Consider the following 25,280-nt stretch of genomic DNA (forward strand, 5'->3'; position numbering starts at 1 on the left):
AGACGATCATGGGTGAGTGCACCTGCGCGACGGGGCGCGACGAGGGTTTCGACCCCGCGCTGCTCGATGCTGTGCTGGCGGAGCACGCCTCGACGGCCGACGCTCTCATCCCCCTGCTGCAGGCGACCCAGCGTGCGTACGGCTACCTGCCCGAGGACGCCATGCGGCGCATCGCCGTCGCGCTCGGCCGGCCGCTGTCGGCCGTCCTCGGAGTCGCGACGTTCTACGCGCAGTTCCACCTCACGCCGCGCGGCCGGCGGATCGTGCGGGTGTGCCACGGCACCGCGTGTCACGTGAAGGGCGCGCTCGAGGTCACCGAGGCGCTCGTCGACGAGCTAGGTGTCGCCGTCGGCCGGACCGCCGACGACAGGAGCGTGACGCTCGAGTCCGTGGCGTGCGTGGGTTGCTGCGGCCTCGGCCCGATCGTCCTCGTCGACGACGAGCCGCACGGCGGTCTCGACGCCAAGAGCACGCGCAAGCTCGCCAAGAGCATCAAGCGGGGGAGGGACTGATGTCGCCGACCTCGAGCCGCGACCCCAGCGCCGTCATCCGCGTCTGCACGGGCTCCGGCTGCGTCATGAACGGCTCGTTGCGCTCGGCCGAGCGTCTCGAGGCCGCCATCGCCGAGGCGGGCGCGAGCGAGAAGGTCCGCGTCGTGCGCACGGGCTGCCATGGCCTGTGCGAACTCGGCCCGATCACGGTGATCGATCCCGACCGCATCTTCTATCCGAAGGTGACGGAGTCGAAGGCGGCCGCCATCGTCGACGCCCTGCTCGGCGGGGGCTCGCCGGTGACCGACTATCTCTACCGCGACACGGCGGACTCCGAGCCCGTGGAGCGCTACGAGGACATCCCGTTCAACCGGATCCAGCAGCGCATCGTGCTGAGGAACTGCGGCCTCGTCGACCCCGAGTCGATCGACGACGCCGTCGGGCGCGGAGTCTACGAGGGCCTGCGGAAGGCACTGGCCGAGCTCTCGCCCGACGAGGTCATCGAGATCGTCCAGGGATCGGGTCTGCGCGGGCGCGGCGGCGCCGGCTTCTCCACTGGGATGAAGTGGCGTTTCACCCGCGACGCGGCCGGCGACCTCAAGTACGTGATCTGCAACGCGGACGAGGGCGACCCCGGCGCCTTCATGGACCGCTCCATCGCCGAAGGCGATCCGCATTCGGTCCTCGAGGGGCTCTCGATCGCGGCCTACGCCGTGGGCGCGAGCACCGGCTTCGTCTACGTGCGCGCCGAGTACCCGCTCGCGGTGAAGCGCATACGGAAGGCGATCGCCGACGCGCAGGAACGCGGACTCCTGGGGCAGAACGTGCTCGGCTCCGGCTTCTCCTTCCACCTGGAGGTGCGCGAGGGCGCCGGCGCGTTCGTGTGCGGCGAAGAGACGGCGCTCATGGCGTCGATCGAGGGCGGTCGCGGCATGCCGCGCTTCCGCCCGCCGTTCCCGGCGCAGTCCGGGCTGTGGGCGAAGCCCACGTGCATCAACAACGTGGAGACGCTCGCCAACGTGGGGTGGATCGTCACCAACGGCGCCGACGCGTATTCGTCGATAGGCACCGGCACGAGCCACGGCACGAAGGTCTTCGCGCTCACCGGCCGGGTCCGGCGCACGGGTCTCGTCGAGGTGCCGATGGGCCGCACCGTCTCCGACCTCGTCTTCGAGGTGGGCGGCGGCTCCTCGTCGGCGAAGCCGATCAAGGCGGTCCAGATCGGAGGGCCTTCCGGCGGCTGCCTGCCGCTCGAGCTCTTCGACACCCCCATCGAGTACGATGCGCTCGCTGCCGCGGGCGCCGTGGTCGGGTCCGGCGGGATCGTGGTGGTCGACGACGGCACCTGCATGGTCGACCTCGCGCGCTACTTCCTCTCCTTCACCCAGGACGAGAGCTGCGGCAAGTGCGTCCCGTGCCGCATCGGCACGAAGCGCATGCTCGAGCTCGTCACGCGCATCTGCGCGGGCGAGGGCGAGGAGGGCGACATCGAGAAGCTGGAGCGCCTCGCGAACGACGTGAAGGCGTCTTCCCTGTGCGGGCTGGGGCAGACCGCGCCCAACCCCGTGCTCACCACGCTGCGCTACTTCCGCCACGAGTTCGAGGAGCACATCCGCGAACACCGCTGTCGCGCCGGCGCGTGCAAGGTGCTCTCGACATTCGTCGTCGTCGCCGAAGCCTGCAGGGGGTGCGGCGTGTGCAAGAAGAACTGCCCGGTGTCGGCGATCTCCGGCCGGCTCAGGGAGGTCCACGAGATAGACTACGCGTTGTGCGTGAAGTGCGGGCAGTGCGAAGTCCACTGTCCGTTCGAGGCGATAGCACGCAGGTAGGTCCGGCCGGGTGGCCGAGCCTGTGAGAGTGAGGAGGACGGGATGAAGGTCCGCGACATCATGACCCCGAGGGTGGTGTCCTGTCCGCCTTCGGCGACCGTCGCAGAGGCCGCGCGAGTGATGCGGGACGAGCGGGTCGGCTCGATCCTGGTCGTCGACGAGAAGGGCGTGCTCGTCGGGTTGCTCACCGACCGGCAGATCACGCACGCCGTGGTGGCCGACGGGCTCGACCCCAAGACGGTCGCCGTCGACGAGTTCATGTTCACCGATTTCGTTCCTCTCGAGCCGGACATGGACCTGCTCACCGCCGTACGCCTGCAGAAGGAGCTCGCGATGCGCCGCCTCCCGGTGCTCGAGAACGGCGTGCCGGTGGGCATCATGTCGGTCTCCGACATCGCGGCGTTCGTGAAGGAGTGCATCGACGCGGTCCTCGTCGAGGGCGAGGTCCGCGTGCTCAGGCGCGCGGGCCGGAGCCACGGCTAGGGTCCGAGAGGGAGCATCGTGAGCAAGCGGGTCGAGGAGAGGACGCTCGCGTTGACCGTCGACGGTCGCGCCGTCGGAGCGCGAGAAGGTTCGACGGTGCTCGAGGCGTGCTGCGAGGCGGGCGTCCACATCCCCACGCTCTGTCACGACCCGCGTCTCGCGCCCTTCGGCGCCTGCCGCCTGTGCGTGGTCGAGATCGAGGGCATGCGCGGCTACCCGACCTCGTGCACCACGATGGCCGCCGACGGCATGGTCGTCGCCACCGACACCGAGCGGTTGCGCCAGATGCGCACGACCATCATCGAGCTGCTCCTCTCCGACCACGACGTGGACTGTCTCACCTGCGAATCCAACGCCGCCTGCGGCTTGCAGGACCTCGCCTACGAGCTCGGTATCGAACACGAGCGCTACGGCGGCGACAGGCACGGCCCGCCCGCGCTCGGCGACGACCCGCTGATCGCCCGCGACTACTCCAAGTGCATCAGCTGCGGACGCTGCGTGCGCATCTGCGCCGAGGTGCAGGGATGCAGCGTCTACGGCTGGCAGGGTCGCGGTTTCGACTCGCTTCCCATGACGCCGTACGAGCTGCCGTTGGGCGAGTCGGGCTGCGAGTACTGCGGCCAGTGCGTCTCCACCTGCCCGGTGGGCGCGCTCACCGACCGCATCTCGCGCTTCGCCGGCCGCCCGTGGGAGACCGGGAAGGTGCGCACGATCTGCGGCTACTGCGGCGTGGGCTGCACCGTCGAGTACCGCGTGCGCGAAGGCCGCATCGTGGGTGCGAGCGCTCCGGTCGGCGTGGGCGTCAACGGCGGGAACCTCTGCGCGAAGGGGCGTTACGGTTGGAGCTTCGTCCACCACCCCGACCGCCTCACCGTGCCGCTCGTGCGCAAGGGCGGCGAGCTGGTCTCCTCGACGTGGGAGGAGGCCATCGGGCTCGTCGCGGCCGGTCTCGCCAAGGCGCGCGACGCCCACGGCCCGGACGCGGTAGGCGGCCTCGCGAGCGCCAAGTGCTCCAACGAGGAGAACTACCTCTTCCAGAAGCTGCTGCGCGCGGGTATCGGCACGCATAACGTCGACCACTGCGCCCGCCTTTGACACAGCTCCACGGTGGCCGGTCTGGCCGCCACCTTCGGGAGCGGGGCGATGACGAACTCGATCGGCGATCTCGGCGAGGCCGACGTCATGCTCGTCGTCGGCTCCAACACCACCGAGGCGCACCCGATCATCGGTATCGAGCTCAAGCGCGCCGCCGCGCGCGGGACGCGCATCGTCGTGATCGACCCGCGGCGCATCGCGCTCGTCGATCACGCCCGGAGTTGGCTGCGAATCCGCCCGGGCACGAACGTCGCGCTCTTCAACGCGATGGCGAAGGTCATCGTCGAAGAGGGTCTCGCCGACTCCGTCTTCATCGAGGCGCGCACCGAGGGTTTCGACGAGTTCGCGGCGCATGTCGCCTCCGTCGACCTCGACGAGGCGGCCGCGCTCACGAGCATCGGCGCAGACGCCATCCGCGAGGTCTCCCGCGCCTACGCGAACGCCGAGCGCAGCTCGATCGTCTACTGCATGGGCGTCACACAGCACACGTCGGGCACCGCGCAGGTGCGCGCTCTCGCCAACCTCGCGCTGCTCTGTGGCCACATCGGCAAGCCCGGCACCGGCGTGAACCCGTTGCGCGGCCAGAGCAACGTGCAGGGCGCGTGCGACCTCGCGTGCCTGCCGAACTGCCTGCCGGGCTACCAGCCGCTCACCGATAAGAACGCGCTCGACCGCGTCTGCGACCTCTGGGAGAGCGAGCGCGAGCTGTCGACCGAGGCGGGACTCACCGTGGTCGAGATGATCGACGCCGCCGCGCGCGGCGAGCTCAAGGCGCTCTACGTCATGGGAGAGAACCCGGTGCTCTCCGACCCCGACCAGGCGCACGTGGTCGAGGCGCTGGAGAACCTCGACTTCCTCGTGGTGCAGGACATCTTCCTCACGGAGACCGGCAGGCTCGCCGACGTCGTGCTCCCCGCCGCTACGTTCCTCGAGAAGGACGGCACCTACACCAACACCGAGCGCCGCGTCCAGCTGGGACGGAAGGTCGTCGATCCGCCGGGCGAGGCGAAGACCGACTTCGAGATCGTCACGCTCGTCGCGAACGCGATGGGACTCGCGTGGGGCGAGGAGAGCCCCGAGGACGTGATGACCGAGATGGCCGCCGTCACCCCGCAGTACGGCGGCATCACCCATCGCCGCCTCGAGGAGGATGGCGGCCTGCAGTGGCCGTGCCCCGACGTCTCGCACCCCGGCACCCCGGTGCTCTACGCCGACGGCTTCCCGCGCGGCCGCGCCGCATTCGCCGTCGTCGACGACGAGCCGCCCGCCGAGCTGCCCGACGCACAGTTCCCGCTGGTGCTCTCGACGGGACGCCACCTGTGGAACTTCCACACCAACACGATGACGGGCCGCAGCGCCGGGCTCGCCGATCTCAACGCCGGGGGCTACGTGGAGATATCGCCCGAGGACGCCGAGTCGTTGTGCCTGTGCGAAGGGGACCGGGCCGAGGTGACGAGCAGGCGCGGCGCGTGCGTAGCGAGCGTGCGGATCGCTGTCGGGCTCGAGCCCGGCGTGGTGTTCATGCCGTTCCATTTCGCCGACGCGCCGGCCAACCGCCTCACCAGCGGGGCCGTTCTCGACCCGATCTCGAAGATGCCCGGTCTCAAGACCACGCCGGTGCGGGTCTCGCGCGTCGAGTGAGGCAACCGGGCGGGTCGGATCGCTGTCACTTGTCGCCCTCGGTGCGCCTGGACCGCCACTCTTCCATGAAACCGCTTGGGGATACCACGAGCACGCCTTCGCGAGCGCCAGTCGGGAAGTGCGCGAGGTTGCCGGTCACCAGGTAGTCCGCATGGCTGGCCAGCGCGATCTCCAGGAACGGTTCGTCGTCCGGGTCCGGCAGTCGTGTCGAGAGCGATGAGGCGGCGAAGACGTCACCGCGGAAGTCGATGTAGTCCAGTAGGGCGGCGACCGCGTCCGGATCGAATGCGAACCTGGGTCGTAGCAGCACGGTTTCGTATTCCGCAAGGACTCTGGCATCGAGGCACAGGGTCACGGCCCCTGACGACACCATGCGGACGATCTCTCCGGGAGGTCCGAAGGGTGACAGAAGACCCGAGACGAGCACGTTCGTGTCGAGGACGATCCTCACCGCTTGCGCGCTTGCCGAACCGCGGCGATCTCAGCGCTGATGTCGCTCGTCGACAGCTCGTCCATGCCAGTGGAAGTAGCGCGCCGCTGGAGAGAGGCGACCGCGTCCACGGCTCGGGCCTGTCGGAACGCGGCGAGGGACTCCTCGAGGTTCGACTCGCTGACGGCGGCGAGGATGGCGACGGGGCGACCGTTGCTGGTGATGACCATCTCACGCTCATCGGGCAGATCACGCCAGACCTCGGCGGACTTGCCACGCAGATCGCGAACGCTGACGAATCTCATGGCGTACCTCCAATCGTGACCCAAGTGTGTACACAAACGTCACACACGTCAAGGGCACGATACGCAAACAGGGAGTCCGCGTCAGACACAGTGAGCGGCTCGAGGATCAGCCGCTCGGTGGTGATTCCCGATGACAGCACGGCAGACGTTCCTTTCAACGGCTAGCGATTTCCCGTGCGTCTAGCGATTCCCACTTCAGTACCCTCATCTTCGAGGTAGCGGATCGGGTCACGCGCCGTCAGCTTGCTGCTGCGAATCTTTCCACCGGCTCCGATGGCCGGCTCCGCGCCAGGTCGTACGCGGTCTGCAGGTTGATCCAGAACTCCGGCGTGGTCTCGAGCGCCTGCGACAGCAGCCATGCGGTCTCGGGAGTCACGCCTCGCTTGCCGCGGACCAGCTCGTTCACGCGCTGCACCGGCACACCAAGATGCGCGGCGAAGGCCACCTGAGAGATGCCGAGCGGGATGAGGAACTCCTGGCTCAGGATGACGCCGGGGTGCGTGGGGATGCGGTTCTCGGGAATCACTTGCGAGCCTCCTCTCAGTGGTAGTCCATCAATCGGACCTTGTGGGCATGATCGCCCTCCCAGCGGAACACGAGTCGCCACTGGTCGTTGACGCGGATCGAGTGGGATCCCTTGAGGTCGCCCTTCAACACCTCGAGGCGGTTCCCGGGCGGCGAACGCAAGTCCAGCAGCGCCGCCGCCCCGTTGAGAACATCCAGCTTCACGAGAGCAACCGCTGCTACCTCGCGCGGGAATCGCTGAGCGCGGTTGGTCGGACGTCCGTGATACAGGTCCTCCGTCGCACCATCACCGAACGAGACGATCACCGCGCCCCCTCTCGCATGCGTAGACTAACACTAACACGGTTACCGTGCAAGTGTGCAACCCAGGGGACGAATGTGGGAGTGGGAGCGAACGTTGGGCGTAACCCGGAAACCGAGGCCCGCACTTGGCCTCGGTGAGAGCGTAGCTCTAAGGGCCGAGGGTTGTCGCGGTTGACGCGCTTGTTACGCGCGACAGCTGACTACAGGCGACCCATCTCCTTGTCGCTGAAGACGACGCTTAGCTCGCGGGGCGACGGCGTGCCATATCGGGGCGTGTTGTACGAGTAGGCCACTGCGATCCACAGTCTGCCAGCGACCTCGAACGTGCGCTCAAGCGACGCGGCTCCCTTTCGTGTCCTCGCCGTGAGCACATGTTTGCCGCGGGGCAGCTTGAGGACGTAGTAGCCCTGATCAGGCGATGGGCTGATCGCGCTGTCCCGAGCAGAGGGAAGGAGACGGTCGACAACAACCTGGCCGTCGACTTCGACCCGGATGTCGATGGTATCGCCGGGGATGCTCCCGTTGTCGACGAAGAGGACCACGTTGCCTGACGGGTCGATGAGACTCGAGGTTGTCTCGCTCGTTGTGCCTGCCGTCTCGTCCGTCGAGGAGGCCGGAGCGCTGGGGTGGGCCGCAGGTGCATCGGCAGACCGAGTTGCCGCGTCTTGGGTCGTACAGCCCGCGATGCCAAGAGCTACCACAAGGGTAAGCGACGCGAGCACCGATGTTCTCAGCTTCATCGCTGAATCCCGTCTGCGCCTAACAGCGTATATGCAGACCGTGTGATCTCCCGACACAGCTCCCGCTTTCTGCGTGACACGATACGCCTCGCGGCTTCGCGCAGGGGAGGTCACCCCGCCCCCGCCCTTGCGCCCCCGCCCTCCGCATGCCTAGAATGGCCACACTTCGCAGCACCCATAGCGCAGCAAGGACGTGAGGGAAGAGGGACCGCCGCCCGCGGGCCCGGCCACCCCTCCGAAGTCCCCCGCCAGGGCGGTCTCCCCGCCGGAAGCGGGACGGTGTCCCGAGCCGTTACCAGACCGGGGTCGAGGCTCCGAACCGCCGCGTGCGCCAGGAGCGAAGACAGGTGGTACCGCGATGGCCCCTCGCCCTGTCCCAAGGCGGGGGCTTTTGTGTCCCCGGGCCGCGTGTCCGGGCTCGCCCTCAAGGGAGGTTTGGCGAGATGGGTACCGCCCGCATCGTCTTCGACCGCTGGGACGGCCGGTATGCCGCGCGCATGCGCGACGTGCGCTCCTCGGCCGTTCGCGACCTGTTCGCCGCAGCGTCCATGCCCGACATGATCTCGCTATCGGGCGGCATGCCCGAGGTCTCCCGCGTGCCCGCCGACGTGGTCGCGCGCGTCGTGCGCGACGCCATCCGTCACGAGGGCGCCTCCGCGCTCCAGTACGGCTCCTCCGACGGCCGTCCCGAGCTGCGGGCGATCATCGCCGAGCTGATGGCCGAGATCGGTGTGCGCATCTCGCCGGGCGACCTCATCGTGACCGCCGGCGCGCAGCAGGGCCTCGACCTCCTCGCGAAGATCTTCATCGATCCCGGCGACACGATCGTCACCGAGGGCCCGACGTACGTCGGCGCGCTCCAGGCGTTCTCCGCGTATCAGCCCAACATGGTGTGCGTGCCCATGGACGACGACGGCATGCGAGTCGAACTGCTCGAAGCCGAGCTCGCGCGCCTCGGCCCGCGCGGCGCGAAGTTCATCTACACGATCCCGAACTTCCAGAACCCCGCCGGCGTCACGCTCTGTGCGGAGCGCCGCCGCCGACTGCTCGAGCTCGCGCGCGAGTACGACATCCCCGTCATCGAGGACGACCCGTACGGGCGGCTGCGGTTCGAAGGCGGCCACATGAAGCCGCTGCGCGCGCTCGACGACGAGGTGATCTACCTCGGCACGTTCAGCAAGATCTTCGCGCCCGGCCTGCGCCTGGGCTGGATGACCGCCCCGAAGCCGATACTCGCGAAGGTGCTGCTCGCTAAGCAGGCCGCCGACCTGTGCGGGAGCAACTTCGCGCAGGTAGCGGCGGAACGCTACTTCCGCGGCACGCGGTGGCGCAGCGTGCTGCGCGACCTGACCGAGACGTACGCGCGACGCCGCGACGCCATGCTCGAATCCCTCGCCGAGCACTTCCCGCCGGAGGCGCACTGGACGAGGCCGGAGGGCGGCTTCTTCGTCTGGGTGACGCTGCCCGAGTTCCTCGACACCGGGGCGCTGCTGCCCGAGGCGGTCGAGCACGGAGTGACGTTCGTGCCGGGGACGGGCTTCTTCCCCGACGGGCGCGGGCGCAACCAGATGCGGCTGGCGTTCTGCTATGCCGAGCCCGACGCCATCCGCGAGGGCATCCGCCGTCTCGGCGAGGTGCTCGAGGGTCGGCTCGACCTCTACCGCGCGTTCGCCGCCGCGGGCGCGCTGCCGATCGCGAAGGGGGCTTAAGGCGTGAAAGAGAAGATTGCGGTCCTCATGGGAGGGCGCTCGCTCGAGCGCGAGGTCTCGCTGCGCAGCGGCGAGCGGGTGTGCGCCGCGCTGACCGCGGCGGGTTTCCACGTGCTCGCGCTCGACGTCGTGCCCGATCTCGTCGAGACGCTGCGCCGCGAGCGGCCCGACGCGGTCTACGTCGCGTTGCACGGCCGCTTCGGCGAGGACGGCACCGTCCAGGAGCTCCTCGAGTTCCTCGGGATCCCGTACACCGGTCCCGGAGTCGTCGCCTCAGCGCTCGCGTGGGACAAGTCGCTCTCGAAGCGTCTCTTCATGCAGCACGACGTGCCTACGCCGCCGTGGGTGACGTTCACCGCCGACGCCTTCAAGGAGATGGGCGCGGCCACCGCGCTCGACCTCGTCCCCGGCGCGGTCGGCGGCTTCCCGGTCGCGGTGAAGCCCGCCGAGCAGGGCTCGGGCCTGGGCATGTCGCGCGTCGAGGACGCGGAGTCACTCCCGGAGGCGCTGCTCACCGCTCTCTCGTTCGGGGACGCCGCGCTCGTCGAGCGCTGGGTCGACGGCGTCGAGATCGCCGTCTCGGTGCTCGACGGGCCCGAGGGAGTCTTCGTGCTGCCGCCGGTCGAGATGGTCGCGAAGTCGGGCATCTTCGACTTCTCGGCGATGTACACGCGAGGCGAGACGGAGTATTTCGTGCCGGCCCGTCTCGAGCCCGCGGTGATGGCCGAGGTGGAGCGGCTCGCCGCGCAGGTGCACGCGTTGCTCGGCTGCCGCGACGTGAGCCGCGTGGACATGGTCGTCGGCGCCGACGGCACGCCTTTCGTGCTCGAGTGCAACACCAGCCCGGGGATGACCGACACGTCGCTGCTGCCGATGGCCGCCGAGGCCGCCGGCATCGGCTTCCAGGACCTGGCGGTACGGCTCGTCCGGGCGGCGCTCGATAGGGTAAAATGATGGGTAGATACCAAGGTACGGACGGCGCCCCCGCGGCGCCGTCACAGTCCGTGGGTCCTCGACGATGGAGGTGTTCCGAAGATGTGCTGTGACGATCGCAGGGGCGGCGGGTTCGGCGCGTTCCTGCTGGGCGGGATGCTCGGCGCCGTGCTGGGGCTGCTCTTCGCGCCCCGCTCGGGCAAGGAGAGCCGCGACATCCTCGCGGGCAAGGCCGAGGAGCTCATGACCGAGGGTAAGGACCTATACGAGACCGGACGCGAGAAGGTCGTCGAGACCTACGCCACCGGCAGGACGGTAGCGACCGAGAAGACCGAGGAGCTGCGCGAGAAGCTCGATGTCGCGCGCGAGAAGCTCAAGGAGCAGGTCGGACAGGTCTCTGGTGTCGCGAAGGAGAAGGCCGCCGAGGTGGGCGGGGTCGCTAAGGACCTTGCCACCAAGGTGAGCGGGGCCATGCGCCACGGCGCGGACGCCATCGAGGAGGCCGCGGACGGCGTGACGCCCGAGGCGTCCGCCGAGCCGCCGCTGGTCTGAAGGGCGCCTGAGTTCGAGTGAACGGGGGCCGGGGCGCACGCGTCCCGGCCCCCGCGATTCCCGAGGAGGGGAGCGGAGTGGCGAGCGTCCTGCGTCTCGAGGGGACTCCGGTCGTCGGCGCCCGAGGCCGGCGGCTCGGGGTCGTAGAGCGCGTCCTCTTCGCCCCCCGCGAGCCTCTCGTCGTAGGCGTTCAGGTGCGACCGCGCCGCATCCTGGGGCTCATGGCGCGGCGGGAGAGGTTCGTCGTCCTTGCCGGGCTTACGTACGCCGAACGGGAGATCCGTCTCTCCGGGAAGCGTCTGCCCTCCGCGCGCGAAGCGGCCGCGGCGCTGGGCGGGGACTGGGAGGAGACCGTCGCCTGGCGAGGTATGCCCGTGCTCGACGAGGACGGAGAAGCCACGGGCGTGGTCCACGACGCGGACGTCTCCCTGCGCGACGGGTCGGTACGGTCCCTCGCGCTCTCGGGCGGAGTCGCCACCGACGCCGCCGTCGGGCGGGGCTCGGTCGCGGGCGGCGAGGTCATCGGTTTCGACGGCGCCGCCGTGCGGATCGCGCGGCCCCGCGACGATGTCGCCGTCTCGGGAGGAGCGGCCGCATCCGCGGGCAAGGCGACGGCCGCGGTGAAGGTGCATGGAGGCCGTGCGGCGAAGAAGGCGTACGATACGGGGGTGGCCGCGGCGATCGCCGTCGGCCGCGCGGCGCGGCGATCGGCGAAGCGAGGTCTCATCAAGCGCCTCAAGGACGCCGCGACCGTCGAAGAGGACGAGCCGGGCGCCTAGACGCCCTTTCGACACGGGAAACGAAGGATGCGACGTCTCCTCAAGCCGTTCGATCCAAGTGAGGCAGCCGGCCTTCCCGCCGTCTGCGCCGGTTGCGCGTTCTGGGAGTCGGACGTCGTGCGGCCCGTACGCTGCGGCGCAACCTGCGACGAGGCCCTCGTCGCCGAGCGCGTGCGCGCCGTCCACGAGGAGTGGGGCGAGATGGGCCGCGCGGCCTGGGAGGACGGAGAGCTTCTCGGGTTCGTGAAGTACGCGCCCGCCCGCTTCTTCCCACAGTCCGCCCTCCTGCCCGCCGGTCCGCCCTCCGAGGACGCGGTGCTGCTCGCCTGCCTCCACATCACTCCCGAGGCGCGCCGTCACGGTCTCGGGAAGCTCCTGCTGCAAGCCGCGATGCGCGACGCCGTCAGCCACGGCGCGAAGGCGTTGGAGGCGTTCGCGGCCGCGCGCCGTATCGACTACGAGACCTCGCCCGTGGTGGGGATGGAGTTCCTGCTCAGGCACGGGTTCACCGTACGGCGGCCGCACCCGGAGTACCCGCTGCTCCGTCTCGAGACGCGCTCGCTCGCCGTGTGGCGCGAGGACCTGGAGTCGATGCTCGAATCGCTACGCTTCCCTTTGAGGGTCCCGGCGCGCGTGCCTTCGACCAACATGCGGGAGCGGGGATGACGGCGGGTCCCGCTCGCAAGCCGGGGTCGCTCGAGCGCGTCCGCGAGTTCCTCGCCGAGCGCGGGCTCGAGGACCGTCTCGTCGTCTTCGAGCAGTCGACGAAGACCGCGCAGATGGCGGCCGACGCTATGGGGTGCCTCCTCGGACAGATCGTGAAGTCCCTGGTCTTCGCGGGCGGCGGCGAGGCCGCGATCGCGCTCGTGGCGGGCGACCGGCGCGGGGACGTGCCCGCGATAGCCGCCGAGCTCGGCTGGGCGCGGGCCTCGTTCGCGGACGCGGATGCGGTGCGCGCCGCCACCGGCTACGCCATCGGCGGCGTGTCCCCGTTCGACCTGCCCGAAGACCTTCCGCTCCTCGCCGACGATTCGCTGGCGCGCTTCGACGTCGTCTTTCCGGCCGGAGGCACGCCCGCCTCGATGGTGCGGCTCTCTCTCGACGAGCTGATCACCCTCACGGGCGCGCGCATGACGCGGATCTCGCACTAGGAAGGCCATGGCATTCCTTCGATCCCAGGGCGCCGAGCCCGACGGGCCCCCGCCGTTGCGCGCGTTCGTGGCGACTCTCGCGGTCGTCCTCGCCGTGGGCTTCGCCCTCGCCGCGTACCTGCCGGTCACGGTGACGGTCGACGGCGTGCGCGTGTGGGAGCGTGCCGGGACGACGGTCGCGGAGGTGGTGCGACGCCACCCGCCGGCCGCCACTGCGGGCGACCTGCTCGCCGCGGCGGACCGGAGCGTGGTGCGCGCCGGCGGAGGCGACCCGTCGCGGGTGCTGCTCGAAGGGGTACCGGTCGAGCTCGACGCGCGCGTCTTCGAGGGGGCGGCGCTGACGGGCGTTCGCGGAGCCGACCGGGTCGAGCCGACGGAGACGACACGCGTCCTGGTGCCGAGCCCGGTCGTCTTCAAGGGAGCGGGGCCGATACTGCAGTTGGCGAGCCCGGGAGAGGCGGGCACCGCCGTCGTCGTGCGCGGGACCGTCTCCCGGCTGGTGGTCGCGACGCTGTCCGCCGTCCCGCCGACGCCGATGGTGTTCCTCCGCAAGCCCATCGACGGGGGGACCAAGGTGGTGGCGCTGTCGTTCGACGACGGCCCCTGGCCAGGTCAGACTGAACGCATCCTCGACGTGTTGCGCCGAGAGCGCGTCCACGCGACGTTCTTCATGGTCGGCTATCGTGCGAGCCTCGCGTCGGCGCTCGCCCGGCGAGTCGCGCGCGAGGGACACACGGTGGGGAACCACACCCAGCGCCACGTCGATCTCGGCCAGGCGGGAGCCCCGCTCGTAGCCTCCGAGATGGGCCGCGCGCAGAAGGTGCTGCTCGGCGACACGGGGGTCGAGCCGCGCTGGTTCCGGCCGCCGGGGGGATCGGTGAGCCCGCTCATCTATGCGCGCAGCCGGGCCCTCGACCTGAGGCTCGTGCTGTGGACGGTCGATCCCGAAGACTGGAGCCGGCCGGGCGCGGCGACCATCGTGAAGCGGGTGCTCGAGCTGGTGCGGCCCGGGGGTGTCGTGCTGCTGCACGACGGCGGTGGCGACCGGACCCAGACGATCCAGGCGCTGCCCTACATCATCCGAGGGCTGCGGGCGCGGGGCTACTCGCTCGTGACGCTCGGCCAGCTGCCGGGCGCTACCTATCGCTTCCGGTCGCTGCGCCGGTAGACGACAGTGGCGGTCACGACGACGTCCACGAGCGCGTCGTGCTCCTCTCGCGGGAGCGTCTCGCGGACCTGCGCGTCGAAGGCGACCCCGATCCGTGCGACGTGCGGCGGCAGGTCCGCCAGCAGGGTGTCGTAGAAGCCGCCGCCATGCCCGAGCCGGACGCCGGACCGGTCGAAGGCGAGCCCGGGTAGCACGACCGCGTCCAGTCCGTCCGCCGCCATGACGGGAGCGTCGGCGGCCGGCTCCAGGATGCCGTAGGTCCCGGGTGCGAGGTCCGTCTCGGAGGCGACGTGCAGCGTCAACGCTCGCGGACCGGTGACGCGCGGGTACGCGACGGCGGTGCCCCGTTCGCGCAGTAGGGCGAACGCGGTCGCGAGGTCGGGTTCCTCGGGGAGCGCGGCGTAGGCGAGCACGGTGCGAGCTCGCGCGAGCTCCGGGAGTGACAGCACTCTCTCGGCGATCTCCGCGGACTCCCGCGCGCGCACTTCGCGCGGCATCGCGCGCAGGGTCTCGCGGGCCTCCTTGCGCAGGGCGTTCTTGGGTCCGTCTTCCATGGCGACAGCATAGCGCCCGGCGCCCTCCCGAGGGAGGACTCGGCCATGTGGGTATATCGACGGAGATGGCGACATCACCGACAAGACCACCGAAGGACAGGGCAACGGCCGCGCGGGCGGGACGTCCCCCCAGCGTATGGCCCACGCTCGTCATCTTCGCAGTCCTCGCGGCGGCGATCGCCACAGTCGGTCGCGTTTACTACGTCGAACAGCGTCGCGCGATGCTCGACCACCAGCGCGACGAGATAGGCGCCATCGCCCGCCTGAAGGTCGGGCAGATCACACAGTGGCGTAGCGAGCGCTTGACGTTCGCGCGCGTGCTCTTCGCCGATCCGCGTTCCGTCTCGGAGGTCGAGGACTACCTAGCGGGGCGAGCGACCCCGGCGGACCGTGCCCGGCTCGAGCGTTGGCTAGTGACCGCCGCGACCACGGACGAGGCGCAGGGGGTCTGCCTCTTCGACAAGGCCGGGACTCGCGTCTTCGAGAGCGCCCCTCACGAGGTGGGGCCTGTGGACCGCGCCGAAGTTACCGAGGCGCTGCGGACGGGCGTGACGTGCCTGACCGACCTGTATCTCGACGGCGAGGGCAAGTCGTGGATCGACCTCGTCGTCCCGGTCGGTGCGCCGGGGCACCCCGCGATCGGTGTCGCCCTCTTCCCTCGAGACCCGAACCTGTTCCTCTACTCGCTCATCCAGACCTGGCCCACACCCAGCACCAGCGCCGAGTCGCTGCTCGTCCGACGCGACGGCCGCGACGTGCTGTACCTGAACACCCTGCGACACCGCAAGGGCACCGCGCTGAGGTTGAGGCTCCCGCTGAACAAGGCCCGGCTGCCCGCGTCGGAGGCGGTCCAGGGGAAGACCGGCGTGGTCGAGGGTATCGACTACCGCGGCGTGCCCGTGCTCGCCGACCTCCGCGGTGTCCCCGGGACCGGCTGGAAGCTCGTCTCGAAGGTCGACCTCGCGGAGGTGCTCGACCCGATCCGTGCCATCGCGTGGTCCACGCTTCTCGTCGTCGCCTTGCTGCTGCTCGTCTCCGGTCTCGTCTTCGGGTATCTGCGGTCGCGGCAGGGCCGGGCGTACCTTCGCATGCGGGCGGAAGCAGAGCGGGCCGACAAGGACCATCTCGAGAAGACCGTTCGCGAGCGCACCGCCGATCTCGAGCGCCTGAACGAGGAACTGCGCGTCGCGACCGAGGCGAAGAGCCGCTTCCTCGCGTCGATGAGCCACGAGCTGCGCACCCCGCTCAACTCGATCATCGGCTTCACCGGAATCCTCCTTCAGGGGCTTGCCGGCGAGCTCAACGACGAGCAGGCGAAGCAGATGCATATGGTCGAGGGGTCCGGTAAGCGGCTGCTCGCGCTCATCGACGACGTCCTCGACCTCTCCAGGATCGAGGCCGGCCGCTCCGAGGTGGTCTCGGTCGAGTTCGACCCCGCGGAGATGGTGGACTCCGTCGTGTCGGCGATCCGCCCGCTCGCCGAAGAGAGGGGCTTGGACCTGCGCGTCGAGGTCGCCGACGGGGTCGGCACGACGTCCACGGACATAGGGAAGGTCCGGCAGATACTGACCAACCTGCTCTCCAACGCGGTCAAGTTCACCCAGCGGGGCGGGATCGTCGTCAGCGTCGCCCCGGCCACGGGCGACCGCCTCGTCTTCTCGGTGTCGGACACGGGCGCGGGCATCTCCGCCGACGAGATCGAGGCGATCTTCGACGAATTCACGCAGGGCAGGGCGGGAGCCGAGGTCCTTCAGGGCACTGGCCTCGGCCTGGCGATCAGCCGGAAGCTGGCGCGCATGCTCGGCGGCGACCTCGCGGTGCGCAGCGAACTCGGCAAGGGCTCGACGTTCACCCTGACGCTTCCAAGGAGGCTGGCCTCGGATCCGGGCCGCTAGCCGATCCCCAGCACCGTCATCCCGAGCAACAGAACCGTGAGGCCGATGACGACCACGATCGTCGTCCACGCCAGCGCGTTGTTGAACCGTCCGTTCGCGTGGCTCCCCATGATCCGCCGGTCGTTGACGATGATCATCATGAATATGAGGAGGAACGGGAGCATCATCCCGTTCACCACCTGCGAGACGAGCATCACCGCGATCAGGTTCACGCCCGGCAGCAGGATGATCGCGGCCGCGACGAAGATGACGAAGGTGTAGAGGCCGTTGAAGACGGGCGCGTCGCCCCAGGCGAGGTCGACGCCCGCCTCCCACCCGAACGCCTCGCAGATGGCGTAGGCGGCGGTCAGCGGGAGCACGGCGGCCGACAGCACCGACGCCGAGAGCAGCCCGATCGCGAAGAGCAGCTGCGAGTAGGAGCCTGCGAGCGGGGCGAGCGCCTGCGCCGCCTCCTTCGCGCTCTCGACGCGCACTCCGGCCGGGAAGAGCACCGTACCGGTCGTGATGATGATGAAGCAGGCGACGATGTTGGCCGAGATCGCTCCCGCGATGACGTCCCACCGCGCCAGCACCCACTCCTTGATGGTCGTGCCCTTCTCCACGATGTTGCTCTGGACGAGGAACTGCATCCACGGCGCGATGGTCGTCCCCGTCAGGCCGATCGCGAGCGCGATGAACGCCTGGGTGGGCACGATGTGCGGGACCACGAAGCTGCGCGCCACCTCCGCCCACGGCGGCCGCGCGAGGAAGGCGGCGACGATGTAGGAGACGAAGACCGCCGATAGCGCGAGCAGCACCTTCTCCACGTCGCGGTAGCTGCCCCGCACGACCAGCAGCCACACCACGACAGCGGCGACGGGCACGGAGACGTACTTCGAGACACCGAAGAGCTGCATCGCAGCGGCGATGCCGGCGAACTCCGCGACGGTGGTCGCGGCGTTGCTCGTGAGCAGCAGCAGCATGGCGAAGAACGTGGGGCGCACGCCGAAGCGCTCGCGGATGAGCGCCGAGAACCCCTTGCCGGTGACGGCACCCATGCGCCCCGCCATCTCCTGCACGATCACGAAAGAGGGTGTCATCGCGAGCATCATCCACAACATGGCGTAGCCGTAGCGCGCCCCGGCGACCGAGTAGGTCGAGATCCCCCCGGAGTCGTTGCCGGCCGACGCCGCGATGATGCCCGGCCCGATGAAGGAAAGGGCCAGCACGAAGCGGTGACGCCTGGTCGTCGGCGCGGTCACGTGCGCCCTCTACCGCGCCCGGAAGACGGGCGAGCCGCCGACGACGGCCCAGAGCATGCCGAGGAAGACGACCGCCCCGAACACCATGAGCGTGGCGGTCATGAGCGTCTGCGAGACGCGCTTGCCCGCGTCCGCCCGGTTCTCGGCGAGCCTTCCGACGACCGCGCCGGCCAGCGTCACCGCCAGGACCGAGACGCCGAGCGCGAGGCCCAGCCACGCCTGGTACGGGAGGAGCGACCCCTCGAAGAGCCACTCGGCCAGCTGCGGGGTCTGGTACCAGACCTCGATGACGGCGAAGGCCAAGACGCCCACGAGCAGTCCGAGGAGCGAGCCTGCGAGCCCGTCGTTCGCCATGCGCAGCCAGAGCGGCTGCCGCTCGTCCTTCTCCTCGGTCTCGATGACGCGCGACATCGCGTGCGCGGCGACGTCCTCCGCGACCCGCATCACGACCACGGAGAGCAGGAGCCCGGCGAAGAGGGGTTCGCCCGCCGGGGGATACACGCGTCCGACCGCGCCCGCCGCCGCGAAGAGCACCGCCCAGACCGCGAGCCAGCCGTTGCGGGAGACCCACGGCCACACGCCCGCGATGCCCGAGCGCACGCTGCGGCCGGTGGCGAGCGCGAGGTCCTCCGCCGACTCCTCCTCGAGCACGTCGAGCGCGTCGTCGACGGTGACGATCCCGAGGATCCGGCCGGACTCGTCGACGACCGGCACGGCGAGCAGGTCGTACTTGCTCATCGTCTCCGCGACGTCCTCCTGGTCCTCGTCGGGACCGACGGTGAAGACCTCGCGCTCGACGATGTCGGCGACCGCGGTCTCGGGCTGGGAGACGATGAGGTCGCGCAGCGAGACGACGCCGACGAGCCGGCGGTCGCGCCCCACCACGTAGACGTAGTAGATGCTCTCGTTCTCGGCGGCGCCTTCGCGCAGGTGGTCGATGACCTGCTGCACGGTCGCCTCTTCCGAGACGGTCGTGACCTCGGGGGTCATGATGCCGCCGGCGGTCTTCTCCTTGTAGCCGAGGAGCTTGCGGATCTCGCGGGCCTCTTTGACGCCCATGAGCCGCAGGAGCGCCTCGGCCTTGTCGTAAGGAAGATCGCCGATGATGTCCGCCGCGTCGTCGGGGTCCATGATCTCGAGGATGTCCGACGCGCGCTGGCTCGTGAGGTCCTCCATGACCTCGGCCTGCAGGTCGTCCTCGAGCTCCGAGATCGCCTCGGCCGCCTGGTCGTTGTCGAGATGCTCGAAGACGCGCGCGCGCTGCGCCGGCGTGAGCTGCTCGAGCACGTCGGCGACGTCGGCCGGGTGCAGTTCGTGGAGTCGCTTGTGCGTGACGGAGAGCTGCACGTGCGAGAGGTCGCGGTCGAGCAGGTCCATGTAGTTCCACGCGATGATGTTCTCGGCCAGCTCGCGTCCGACCAGGCGCGTGACGGCTTGCGCGGCGCGCTCGAGCGCGGGCGAGAGGCCGCGAAGGATGCCGCGCGCACCGACCTCGGCGCCGAGCAGGCGCAACTGGTTGCGCGACTCCGAGAGTTTGAGGTCGTTGACGCGCACGACCTTCATGCCGCGCGTGTCGACGATCTGCTTGTTGAGCAGGTCGCGGTGGAGGAGCACCTCATCGGGCTGCAGGTACGAGAAGCGCAGGTCGCGGCCGGGGACGTTGAGCACCACGCGCTCGCCGTCGAAGACGTCGATGTACTTGCGCCACGAGAGCATGAACGGCGTCTTGTCCGGCCCCACGAAGGCGAGCGACGTGACTCGCGGGAAGACCTCGCGCGTGGCGATGGCGATGTCGTGGATGCGGCCGATCTCCTCGCCGTCGGCATCGAGGACCGGCCTGCCCAGCATGCGGGTCAGGTAGAACATGGCGCTCCCTCCCTCACGGACGGAGTCCGTCAGGTCGCGGTACGGGCCCCGGGCCCCCGCGAGAGGGAGCCGGGACCTAGGGACTTGATGGAGTCACTTAGGTCCTCTTCGAACGGGTACAGGGCGACGACATGGAAAGACCCCGGCCTCTGCGATGAGGAACGGGGTCACACCCGGGGACGCGGTTTCGCGCGGTCCCTCGGACGCCCCGTCCCTCGTCATGTGGTTTGAGCACTGCCCGACGTAGGACCGCTTCCGCGATCCAGCCACTTTATCCTTCGCCTTAAGCCGGCGAGGGCTGTTCTACCCATTGGCGTCTCTCGACATTTCCGGGCAGTGGCCTGTGTTCGGACAGGAGCCGCACCTAACGGATGGAGCCCTGCCATGTTGTCAACGTCCGCGCGAGGCGGACACCGACGATTGTATGCGTGGCATCCGGGCGAGGCAACCCGACGGATGGACTCCTGGTGACGCGATGTATATCATATACATCGTGAGGATCGAGACGGTGAGACCTCGGGAAGGTCCCGGGAAGGACGCGGTGGCACGATGGGCCGCATGGCGCGCAAGCAGCTCTACATAGAGGGCGCGCAGGATGTCGCGCTCCAGCGCGAGGCCCGGCGGCTAGGGGTCACTCAGGCCGAGGTGGTGCGTCGCGCCATCGACGCGTGGCTCGCGCACGCCGCCGACGATGTGCGGGAGCGGGCGTGGCAGGGTTTCGCGGAGGTCGCGGCCGAGGCCCAGGCGCGCTACGACACCTCCCGTCCGCCCACGCCGTGGACGTTCTCGCGAGAAGACGCTTACGAGGGACGGACGGGCCGGCGTGGGACCTGAGACGTTCGTGGACACGAACGTGTTCCTGTACGCGTTCGACGATCCTCGCTCGGGGAAGGCCGATCGCGCTCTCCTCTGCCTCGACGTGTTGATGCGCGCCTCGCTCGGGGTCGTGAGCGCTCAGGTGGTCGGGGAGTTCGCGAACGTCGTGCGAGGCGGGCGCGTGCAGCTGTCGTGGTCCGAAGCCGAGAGCGCCATCGACGGGATCCTCGGGACGTTCGCGCTGGTGCCGCTCGGTCCGGATGTGGTGCGTGAGGCGCTGCGCGTGGTGCGCACGCACGGGCTCGACTACTGGGACGCGCAGATCTGGGCGGCGGCACGTCTCGGCGGCTGCGAGCGCATCCTGACGGAGGACGTCCACGGTCCCCGGATCGACGGCGTGGAGTACGTCGATCCCTTCACCGCGGGGTTCGATCCGCGAAGCCTGCTCGGCTGAGGGCTCAGTCCGAGCGCGCCGCGAGCCAGGCCTTCGCCAGTTCGGCCCAGCCTTCGCCCTTGCGCCCGACGGTCGCGACGACGTCCTCCCGCGCGGCCAGCACGTCCCGCACCGTGGGGTCGTCCAGCGCGTTGGCGACGAGCGCCATGAGGCCGACCGCGTCGGCCATCTCGAGATCGGTGCGCGAGTCGCCGATCGCGATGGCGTCCCGGCACTCGAGGCCGCGGAGCCGAAGGTCCGCGGTGATGGCGCGCGCCTTCGACACCCCCGCAGGGGCGAGGTGATAGGCGTGGATCTCCTCGACGCCCACGAGGGTATGGCGCGGGGGATGGATGATCCCGTTGTCGAGGAACGCGACGGGGACGGCCAGGGACGACAAGGCCGCGCGCGCCTCCTCCACGTCGACGTTCCCGCGCAGCACGTGCGTCGCCACGCGGTCGAGATGGTACGGGTCGTGGACCTCGATCCGCCCGGGGAACCGCTGCGTGAGGGCGTCGAGCGCGCCCGCTCGCGCGATCGCGTCGTGAGGCGTCTCCCCCTCGAGGAGCGCGTCGGCCGGCCAGTCGCCGTTGTCGGCGACGACCTCGCGTCCGCGGTCGTAGACGCGCAGGCAGCCGAGCTCCGCGATGTAGTCGCGCCAGCCGAGGAGCCGGGCGACCTCGGCGAGTTGCTTGGCGTTGCGGCCCGACACCATCACCACGGGCAGCCCCGCGCGGTTGACGTCGACGATCGCCTGCGCCGCGGCGAGGCCGGGGGAGCCGGTTCCGTCGCAGAGCACGCAGCCGCCGTGGCCGAGCAGGGTGCCGTCGAGATCGGTATAGAGGACCTTCGCCCGTGCGAGAGCGGCGCGAGCCTGGGTACTCCTGAGTGTCCCATCCGTTGACGCCACACGGCTCCTTCCGGACGTGTCGACCTGTCGGCGGCAGCGCGGCGGACGACTCCTCTATAATAGGCGACGCGGCGCCGTCCGGCTCCGCGGGTTCGGGAGGGAACTTCATGGATCTCGACATGCCAGAAGAGGTGGACCTGCCTTTCCCGCAGTACCGTTGTCCGGTATGCGGCAAGGCGCTGCCGTTGACCGAGGCGCGCATCACCGTCACGTGCGCCGAGCACCGCCCGGCCGAGACCGGTCCGCCCTACGAGGTACGGCTCGCGACGAAGAAGGACCGTGCCGCGATCGAGGAGATCTGCGACCGCGCGTGGGGCGAGACCGAGATCGACGCGTTCGGCGCGACCTTCGACGTGCTGGGCTCGGCGAACTTCATCGCCGAGAGCGCCGGCGAACTCGGGGGTCTCGTGTCGATGTCCGTCTTCGGCGGCGAGGCGATCATCGTCCTCATGTCCGTCTATCCGGGCCTGCAGGGGCACGGGGTCGGCTCCGCGCTGCTCGACGCGGCCGTGAGCTACGCGCGCGAGAAGCGGCTGCCCGCCATGCGCGTCGCCGTGAGCAACGACGACATCCCTTCGCTCTACTTCTACCAGCGGCACGGCTTCCGCATCACCGAGGTGGCCATCGGGCTCGTCGCCGACAGCCTCGGCGGCGCGACCCCCGGCTTCTCGGGCATACCCGTGCGCGACGAGGTGCGGCTCTCCCGCCCCGTATGCGCCGAATGAGGAGGACGGACATGGACGTCGCGCGACCACGCAAGCGGTCCCTGCTGCTCGTGGCGGCGCTCGCGATCGCGCTCGTCGCATCGGGCTGCGCCAAGGCCGCGGAGCCGAAGAAGACCGCGGGGTCCGAGAAGAAGGCCATCGTGCCGTCGGCGCTCCGCATCGGCACTCTGCCGACCGAGGACATCCTGCCGCTGTGGGCGGCCGAGTCCAAGGGCCTGTTCACCGCCATCGACCTGAAGGTCACCATCGTGCCCTTCCAGTCCGCGCAGGAGCGGGACGCGGCGTTCGCCTCGGGCGCCATCGACGCGTTCATGGGCGACATCATCGCCGCGGCCTCGCTCGAGGCGGCCGGGGTGCCGGTCTCGCTCGCGACGGTGATGCTCGGTTCGACGCCGCCCGAGGGGCGCTTCGGCATCGTGGTGCCGCCGAAGTCGACCGTCACCAGCCTCGCGCAGCTCGCCGGGGTCCCGGTCGGCACGTCTTCCGGGACGATCCAGGAGTACGTGCTCGACGGCCTGATGACGCAGGCCGGTGTACCCCCGTACTCCGTGCGCGTCGAGGAGGTCAAGAAGGTCCCGGTGAGGTTCGAACTGCTCATGGCTGGCAAGCTCAAGGCCGCCGCCCTGCCCGACCCGCTGCTCTCCCTTGCGGTCATGCAGGGAGCGAAGCTGCTCGCCGACGACACCATGGGGCGCAACCTCTCCCAGACGGTGCTGGTGGTCTCCGACAAGTACCTCGCCATCCCCGGCGGCATGGAGGCGCTCAAGCGCGTCCTGACGGTGTGGGACGAGGGAGTCGCTCTCGTGAACGCCGTGCCCGATTCGTGGAGGAGCGTCCTCGTCGAGAAGGCGCGTCTGCCCAAGCCCCTCGAGACGACGTACCAGGTGAACCTCTACCCGAAGGCGCAGCCGCCCGCGAAGGACGACGTCGATGCGGTGCTCGAGTGGATGCGCGCGAAGGGCCTCCTGAAAGCGACGCTGTCGTACGACGACCTCGTACAGACGATCCCGAAGTAGGGCGGATGGCGTCCGTTCGAGCCATCGACGCCCGCGTCGTCTACCGCGGCGTCGACCGCGACGTGGACGCGCTCGACGGCATCGAGCTGGATATCGCGGAAGGCGAGCCCGTCTCGGTCATCGGGCCGTCGGGCTGCGGCAAGTCGACGCTGCTGCTCGCCGTCGCCGGCCTCGTCCCTCTCACGTCGGGCTCGGTCTCGGTCGACGCCGAGGCGGTGACCGGGCCGCGCCTGCGCACGTCACTCATCCTCCAGGATCTCGGCCTGCTGCCGTGGAAGACCGTCGAACGCAACGCGCGGCTCGGCCTCGAGGTCCGGCACGTGCCGCCCGCGTCGCGCGACGCTGCCGTGGGCGATGCGCTCGCCCGAGTCGGCCTCGCGGAGTTCGCGCACGCGTACCCGGGCGAGCTCTCCGGCGGCATGCGCCAGCGGCTCTCGCTCGCCCGCGCGCTCGCGCTCGACGCGGACCTGCTCCTGATGGACGAGCCCCTCTCGGCGCTCGACGCGCTCACGCGCGAGGACCTGCAGGGGCTCCTCCTCGGGATGTGGAAGCAGCGCGGCCACACGGCGCTGCTGGTGACGCACTCCATCGAGGAGGCGGCGTTCCTCGGGAGGCGGGTCGTGGTGATGACGCCGCGGCCGGGGCGCGTCGCCGCGGTCGTGGACAACCCCGGCATGGGCTCTCCAGGCTATCGGGAGACGGAGGCCTTCCTCGCGACCTGTGCGGAGTTGCGCCGCCTGCTCGCGGCCGAAGGCGCCCTCGCGCGGACGGACGTGACGGCGTGAGCGCTCTGGCGCGCAAGGTCCTCGGCTACGCCGGGGCGATTGCGGCGCTTCTCGCCAGCTGGCAGGCGATCGCGTGGGCCGTCGGCTCCCCGGCGCTGCCGGGACCGCTGCCGGCGCTGTCGGACTTCGTGCGGCTGTCGGTCTCGTCGCTGTTGCCGCACCTGCTCATCAGCGGGTGGCGGGTCCTCGCGTCGATGGTCGTCGGGACCGCGCTAGCCGTCCCGCTCGGGCTCGTGCTCGGCCGGTCGCCGCGTGCGGACGCCTTCGCGGCGCCGATCGTCTTCCTGAGCTACCCCGTGCCGAAGATCGTCTTCCTCCCCGTGCTGCTCGTGCTTCTCGGCATCGGCGACGCGTCGAAGATCGCGTTGATCACGCTGATCGTCTTCTTCCAGATCCTCGTCACGGCCCGTGACGCCGCGAGGGCGATCCCCGCGGCGTCGGTGCTATCGGTGCGCTCGCTCGGTGCGACGCGGGCGCAGGTATTCCGCCACGTTGTCTTCCCGGCCGCGCTGCCCGAGGTCTTCACCGCGTTGCGCATCGGCACGGGGACGGCGGTCGCGGTGCTGTTCTTCTCGGAGTCGGTCGCGGGCACGTCGGGCTTGGGCTACTACATCATGGACGCGTGGAGCCGCATCGCTTACAGCGAGATGTTCGCGGGCATCCTCGCGATGGCGCTGCTCGGCGTCGTGCTCTACGAGATGCTCGAGGCCGCGGAGTCGCGCCTGTGCCGATGGACGAGAGCCGGGCGCTAGGGACCGGCGGACGCGCAAGGCCGGCTCACGGGCAAGACGCCAGGCGCCGCAGGTGCTCGAGCGGTACAATCAGCAAGCTCGCTCGGGGGGATCGTGGCGTCCACGTAGTCTAGCCGACGTGGGACCCGGGGCGATCCACAAGACGGACTCGGG

At 70.0% G+C, this 25,280-nt stretch carries 27 protein-coding genes and 1 riboswitch; of the genes, 18 read left to right on the forward strand and 9 right to left on the reverse strand.

What is annotated here, in order from left to right; genetic code table 11:
- Window positions 1-8 precede the first annotated feature (8 nt).
- From WC971_05355 to fdhF, 4 genes are read left to right on the forward strand one after another with little or no spacing between them, the layout of a single operon-like run.
- The gene (locus WC971_05355) at window positions 9-512 is read left to right on the forward strand and encodes an NAD(P)H-dependent oxidoreductase subunit E (GenBank protein MFA5844242.1); all 504 of its coding nucleotides are present in this window, start codon (window positions 9-11) and stop codon (window positions 510-512) included.
- Window positions 512-2,320 carry an NADH-quinone oxidoreductase subunit NuoF gene (locus WC971_05360; GenBank protein MFA5844243.1) on the forward strand — a complete coding sequence of 603 codons (1,809 nt, stop codon included), beginning with the start codon at window positions 512-514 and terminating at the stop codon, window positions 2,318-2,320. Before WC971_05355 ends, WC971_05360 begins: the two co-directional genes overlap by 1 nt.
- A gap of 42 nt (window positions 2,321-2,362) precedes the next feature.
- On the forward strand, window positions 2,363-2,803 hold the full coding sequence (locus WC971_05365; GenBank protein MFA5844244.1) for a CBS domain-containing protein: 441 nt from the start codon (window positions 2,363-2,365) through the stop codon (window positions 2,801-2,803).
- Window positions 2,804-2,821: 18 nt separating this feature from the next.
- Complete coding sequence (gene fdhF / locus WC971_05370; GenBank protein ID MFA5844245.1) at window positions 2,822-5,539, forward strand: formate dehydrogenase subunit alpha; 2,718 nt, start codon at window positions 2,822-2,824, stop codon at window positions 5,537-5,539.
- 25 nt (window positions 5,540-5,564) lie between these two features.
- Here the strand turns inward: fdhF and WC971_05375 are convergent, their stop codons facing one another.
- The 5 genes from WC971_05375 to WC971_05395 form a co-directional block, all read right to left on the reverse strand.
- Entirely contained in the window at window positions 5,565-5,990 is a 426-nt protein-coding gene (locus tag WC971_05375; protein ID MFA5844246.1) for a putative toxin-antitoxin system toxin component, PIN family, read from the reverse strand.
- Entirely contained in the window at window positions 5,987-6,274 is a 288-nt protein-coding gene (locus WC971_05380; protein MFA5844247.1) for a type II toxin-antitoxin system Phd/YefM family antitoxin, read from the reverse strand. Before WC971_05380 ends, WC971_05375 begins: the two co-directional genes overlap by 4 nt.
- A gap of 238 nt (window positions 6,275-6,512) precedes the next feature.
- Window positions 6,513-6,800 carry a HigA family addiction module antitoxin gene (locus tag WC971_05385; protein MFA5844248.1) on the reverse strand — a complete coding sequence of 96 codons (288 nt, stop codon included), beginning with the start codon at window positions 6,798-6,800 and terminating at the stop codon, window positions 6,513-6,515.
- A gap of 14 nt (window positions 6,801-6,814) precedes the next feature.
- Window positions 6,815-7,105 carry a type II toxin-antitoxin system RelE/ParE family toxin gene (locus tag WC971_05390; GenBank protein ID MFA5844249.1) on the reverse strand — a complete coding sequence of 97 codons (291 nt, stop codon included), beginning with the start codon at window positions 7,103-7,105 and terminating at the stop codon, window positions 6,815-6,817.
- A gap of 197 nt (window positions 7,106-7,302) precedes the next feature.
- The gene (locus WC971_05395) at window positions 7,303-7,842 is read right to left on the reverse strand and encodes a hypothetical protein (GenBank protein ID MFA5844250.1); all 540 of its coding nucleotides are present in this window, start codon (window positions 7,840-7,842) and stop codon (window positions 7,303-7,305) included.
- A gap of 443 nt (window positions 7,843-8,285) precedes the next feature.
- Between WC971_05395 and WC971_05400 the strand changes: the two genes are divergently transcribed.
- The 7 genes from WC971_05400 (at window position 8,286) to WC971_05430 (ending at window position 14,134) form a co-directional block, all read left to right on the forward strand.
- Entirely contained in the window at window positions 8,286-9,551 is a 1,266-nt protein-coding gene (locus tag WC971_05400; protein ID MFA5844251.1) for a PLP-dependent aminotransferase family protein, read from the forward strand.
- Window positions 9,552-9,554: 3 nt separating this feature from the next.
- Window positions 9,555-10,505: a D-alanine--D-alanine ligase gene (locus WC971_05405; GenBank protein ID MFA5844252.1), complete on the forward strand. Its 951-nt coding sequence runs from the start codon at window positions 9,555-9,557 to the stop codon at window positions 10,503-10,505.
- 81 nt (window positions 10,506-10,586) lie between these two features.
- Window positions 10,587-11,036 (forward strand): YtxH domain-containing protein, encoded by a 450-nt coding sequence (locus WC971_05410; GenBank protein MFA5844253.1) that lies wholly within the window; start codon window positions 10,587-10,589, stop codon window positions 11,034-11,036.
- 77 nt (window positions 11,037-11,113) lie between these two features.
- Complete coding sequence (locus WC971_05415; protein MFA5844254.1) at window positions 11,114-11,815, forward strand: PRC-barrel domain-containing protein; 702 nt, start codon at window positions 11,114-11,116, stop codon at window positions 11,813-11,815.
- Window positions 11,816-11,842: 27 nt separating this feature from the next.
- Entirely contained in the window at window positions 11,843-12,481 is a 639-nt protein-coding gene (locus tag WC971_05420) for a GNAT family N-acetyltransferase (GenBank protein MFA5844255.1), read from the forward strand.
- Window positions 12,478-12,966, forward strand: a complete 489-nt coding sequence (locus WC971_05425; GenBank protein ID MFA5844256.1) for a YbaK/EbsC family protein — start codon at window positions 12,478-12,480, stop codon at window positions 12,964-12,966. Before WC971_05420 ends, WC971_05425 begins: the two co-directional genes overlap by 4 nt.
- 7 nt (window positions 12,967-12,973) lie before the next feature.
- Window positions 12,974-14,134, forward strand: coding sequence for a polysaccharide deacetylase family protein (locus WC971_05430; protein ID MFA5844257.1), 1,161 nt, complete (start codon window positions 12,974-12,976; stop codon window positions 14,132-14,134).
- On the opposite strand, the gene WC971_05435 is transcribed toward WC971_05430, so the two are convergent.
- Entirely contained in the window at window positions 14,107-14,688 is a 582-nt protein-coding gene (locus WC971_05435; GenBank protein ID MFA5844258.1) for a 5-formyltetrahydrofolate cyclo-ligase, read from the reverse strand. The genes WC971_05430 and WC971_05435 overlap by 28 nt on opposite strands.
- A gap of 65 nt (window positions 14,689-14,753) precedes the next feature.
- On the opposite strand from WC971_05435, the gene WC971_05440 reads away from it, so the two are divergent.
- Window positions 14,754-16,583, forward strand: a complete 1,830-nt coding sequence (locus WC971_05440; protein MFA5844259.1) for an ATP-binding protein — start codon at window positions 14,754-14,756, stop codon at window positions 16,581-16,583.
- Here WC971_05440 and WC971_05445 read toward each other — a convergent pair.
- On the reverse strand, window positions 16,580-17,824 hold the full coding sequence (locus tag WC971_05445; protein MFA5844260.1) for an Nramp family divalent metal transporter: 1,245 nt from the start codon (window positions 17,822-17,824) through the stop codon (window positions 16,580-16,582). The two genes, WC971_05440 and WC971_05445, sit on opposite strands and share 4 nt — an antisense overlap.
- A gap of 9 nt (window positions 17,825-17,833) precedes the next feature.
- A complete protein-coding gene (locus WC971_05450) occupies window positions 17,834-19,690 on the reverse strand; it encodes a CBS domain-containing protein (protein ID MFA5844261.1) in 1,857 nt (618 codons plus the stop codon).
- A 204-nt stretch (window positions 19,691-19,894) separates the two neighbouring features.
- Window positions 19,895-20,069: riboswitch (M-box (ykoK) riboswitch) on the reverse strand.
- 179 nt (window positions 20,070-20,248) lie between these two features.
- On the opposite strand from WC971_05450, the gene WC971_05455 reads away from it, so the two are divergent.
- Together WC971_05455 and WC971_05460 are read left to right on the forward strand one after the other, a co-directional pair.
- Window positions 20,249-20,524 carry a hypothetical protein gene (locus WC971_05455; protein MFA5844262.1) on the forward strand — a complete coding sequence of 92 codons (276 nt, stop codon included), beginning with the start codon at window positions 20,249-20,251 and terminating at the stop codon, window positions 20,522-20,524.
- Window positions 20,514-20,960 (forward strand): PIN domain-containing protein, encoded by a 447-nt coding sequence (locus WC971_05460; GenBank protein MFA5844263.1) that lies wholly within the window; start codon window positions 20,514-20,516, stop codon window positions 20,958-20,960. The genes WC971_05455 and WC971_05460 overlap by 11 nt, the downstream gene beginning before the upstream one ends.
- Before the next feature lie 4 nt (window positions 20,961-20,964).
- Here WC971_05460 and WC971_05465 read toward each other — a convergent pair whose 3' ends face one another.
- Window positions 20,965-21,849 (reverse strand): HAD hydrolase family protein, encoded by an 885-nt coding sequence (locus tag WC971_05465; protein ID MFA5844264.1) that lies wholly within the window; start codon window positions 21,847-21,849, stop codon window positions 20,965-20,967.
- A 107-nt stretch (window positions 21,850-21,956) separates the two neighbouring features.
- Between WC971_05465 and WC971_05470 the strand changes: the two genes are divergently transcribed.
- From WC971_05470 to WC971_05485, 4 genes are read left to right on the forward strand one after another with little or no spacing between them, the layout of a single operon-like run.
- A complete protein-coding gene (locus tag WC971_05470; protein MFA5844265.1) occupies window positions 21,957-22,574 on the forward strand; it encodes a GNAT family N-acetyltransferase in 618 nt (205 codons plus the stop codon).
- A gap of 11 nt (window positions 22,575-22,585) precedes the next feature.
- Window positions 22,586-23,590, forward strand: coding sequence for an ABC transporter substrate-binding protein (locus WC971_05475; protein MFA5844266.1), 1,005 nt, complete (start codon window positions 22,586-22,588; stop codon window positions 23,588-23,590).
- A gap of 5 nt (window positions 23,591-23,595) precedes the next feature.
- A complete protein-coding gene (locus tag WC971_05480) occupies window positions 23,596-24,375 on the forward strand; it encodes an ATP-binding cassette domain-containing protein (GenBank protein MFA5844267.1) in 780 nt (259 codons plus the stop codon).
- Window positions 24,372-25,127 (forward strand): ABC transporter permease, encoded by a 756-nt coding sequence (locus tag WC971_05485; protein MFA5844268.1) that lies wholly within the window; start codon window positions 24,372-24,374, stop codon window positions 25,125-25,127. The genes WC971_05480 and WC971_05485 overlap by 4 nt, the downstream gene beginning before the upstream one ends.
- The last annotated feature ends 153 nt before the right edge of the window (window positions 25,128-25,280 follow it).

This window comes from Coriobacteriia bacterium (genome assembly GCA_041658765.1).
Classification (GTDB): domain Bacteria; phylum Actinomycetota; class Coriobacteriia; order Anaerosomatales; family JBAZZO01; genus JBAZZO01.

Bases quoted from the DNA above. Each gene is read 5' to 3' on its own strand.
- WC971_05355 (MFA5844242.1), top strand. From the start codon at position 9: ATGGGTGAGTGCACCTGCGCGACGGGGCGCGACGAGGGTTTCGACCCC.
- WC971_05360 (MFA5844243.1), top strand. From the start codon at position 512: ATGTCGCCGACCTCGAGCCGCGACCCCAGCGCCGTCATCCGCGTCTGC.
- WC971_05365 (MFA5844244.1), top strand. From the start codon at position 2,363: ATGAAGGTCCGCGACATCATGACCCCGAGGGTGGTGTCCTGTCCGCCT.
- WC971_05380 (MFA5844247.1), bottom strand. From the start codon at position 6,274: ATGAGATTCGTCAGCGTTCGCGATCTGCGTGGCAAGTCCGCCGAGGTC.
- WC971_05395 (MFA5844250.1), bottom strand. From the start codon at position 7,842: ATGAAGCTGAGAACATCGGTGCTCGCGTCGCTTACCCTTGTGGTAGCT.
- WC971_05400 (MFA5844251.1), top strand. From the start codon at position 8,286: ATGGGTACCGCCCGCATCGTCTTCGACCGCTGGGACGGCCGGTATGCC.
- WC971_05410 (MFA5844253.1), top strand. From the start codon at position 10,587: ATGTGCTGTGACGATCGCAGGGGCGGCGGGTTCGGCGCGTTCCTGCTG.
- WC971_05420 (MFA5844255.1), top strand. From the start codon at position 11,843: ATGCGACGTCTCCTCAAGCCGTTCGATCCAAGTGAGGCAGCCGGCCTT.
- WC971_05425 (MFA5844256.1), top strand. From the start codon at position 12,478: ATGACGGCGGGTCCCGCTCGCAAGCCGGGGTCGCTCGAGCGCGTCCGC.
- WC971_05430 (MFA5844257.1), top strand. From the start codon at position 12,974: ATGGCATTCCTTCGATCCCAGGGCGCCGAGCCCGACGGGCCCCCGCCG.
- WC971_05435 (MFA5844258.1), bottom strand. From the start codon at position 14,688: ATGGAAGACGGACCCAAGAACGCCCTGCGCAAGGAGGCCCGCGAGACC.
- WC971_05440 (MFA5844259.1), top strand. From the start codon at position 14,754: ATGGCGACATCACCGACAAGACCACCGAAGGACAGGGCAACGGCCGCG.
- WC971_05450 (MFA5844261.1), bottom strand. From the start codon at position 19,690: ATGTTCTACCTGACCCGCATGCTGGGCAGGCCGGTCCTCGATGCCGAC.
- WC971_05455 (MFA5844262.1), top strand. From the start codon at position 20,249: ATGGCGCGCAAGCAGCTCTACATAGAGGGCGCGCAGGATGTCGCGCTC.
- WC971_05470 (MFA5844265.1), top strand. From the start codon at position 21,957: ATGGATCTCGACATGCCAGAAGAGGTGGACCTGCCTTTCCCGCAGTAC.
- WC971_05475 (MFA5844266.1), top strand. From the start codon at position 22,586: ATGGACGTCGCGCGACCACGCAAGCGGTCCCTGCTGCTCGTGGCGGCG.
- WC971_05480 (MFA5844267.1), top strand. From the start codon at position 23,596: ATGGCGTCCGTTCGAGCCATCGACGCCCGCGTCGTCTACCGCGGCGTC.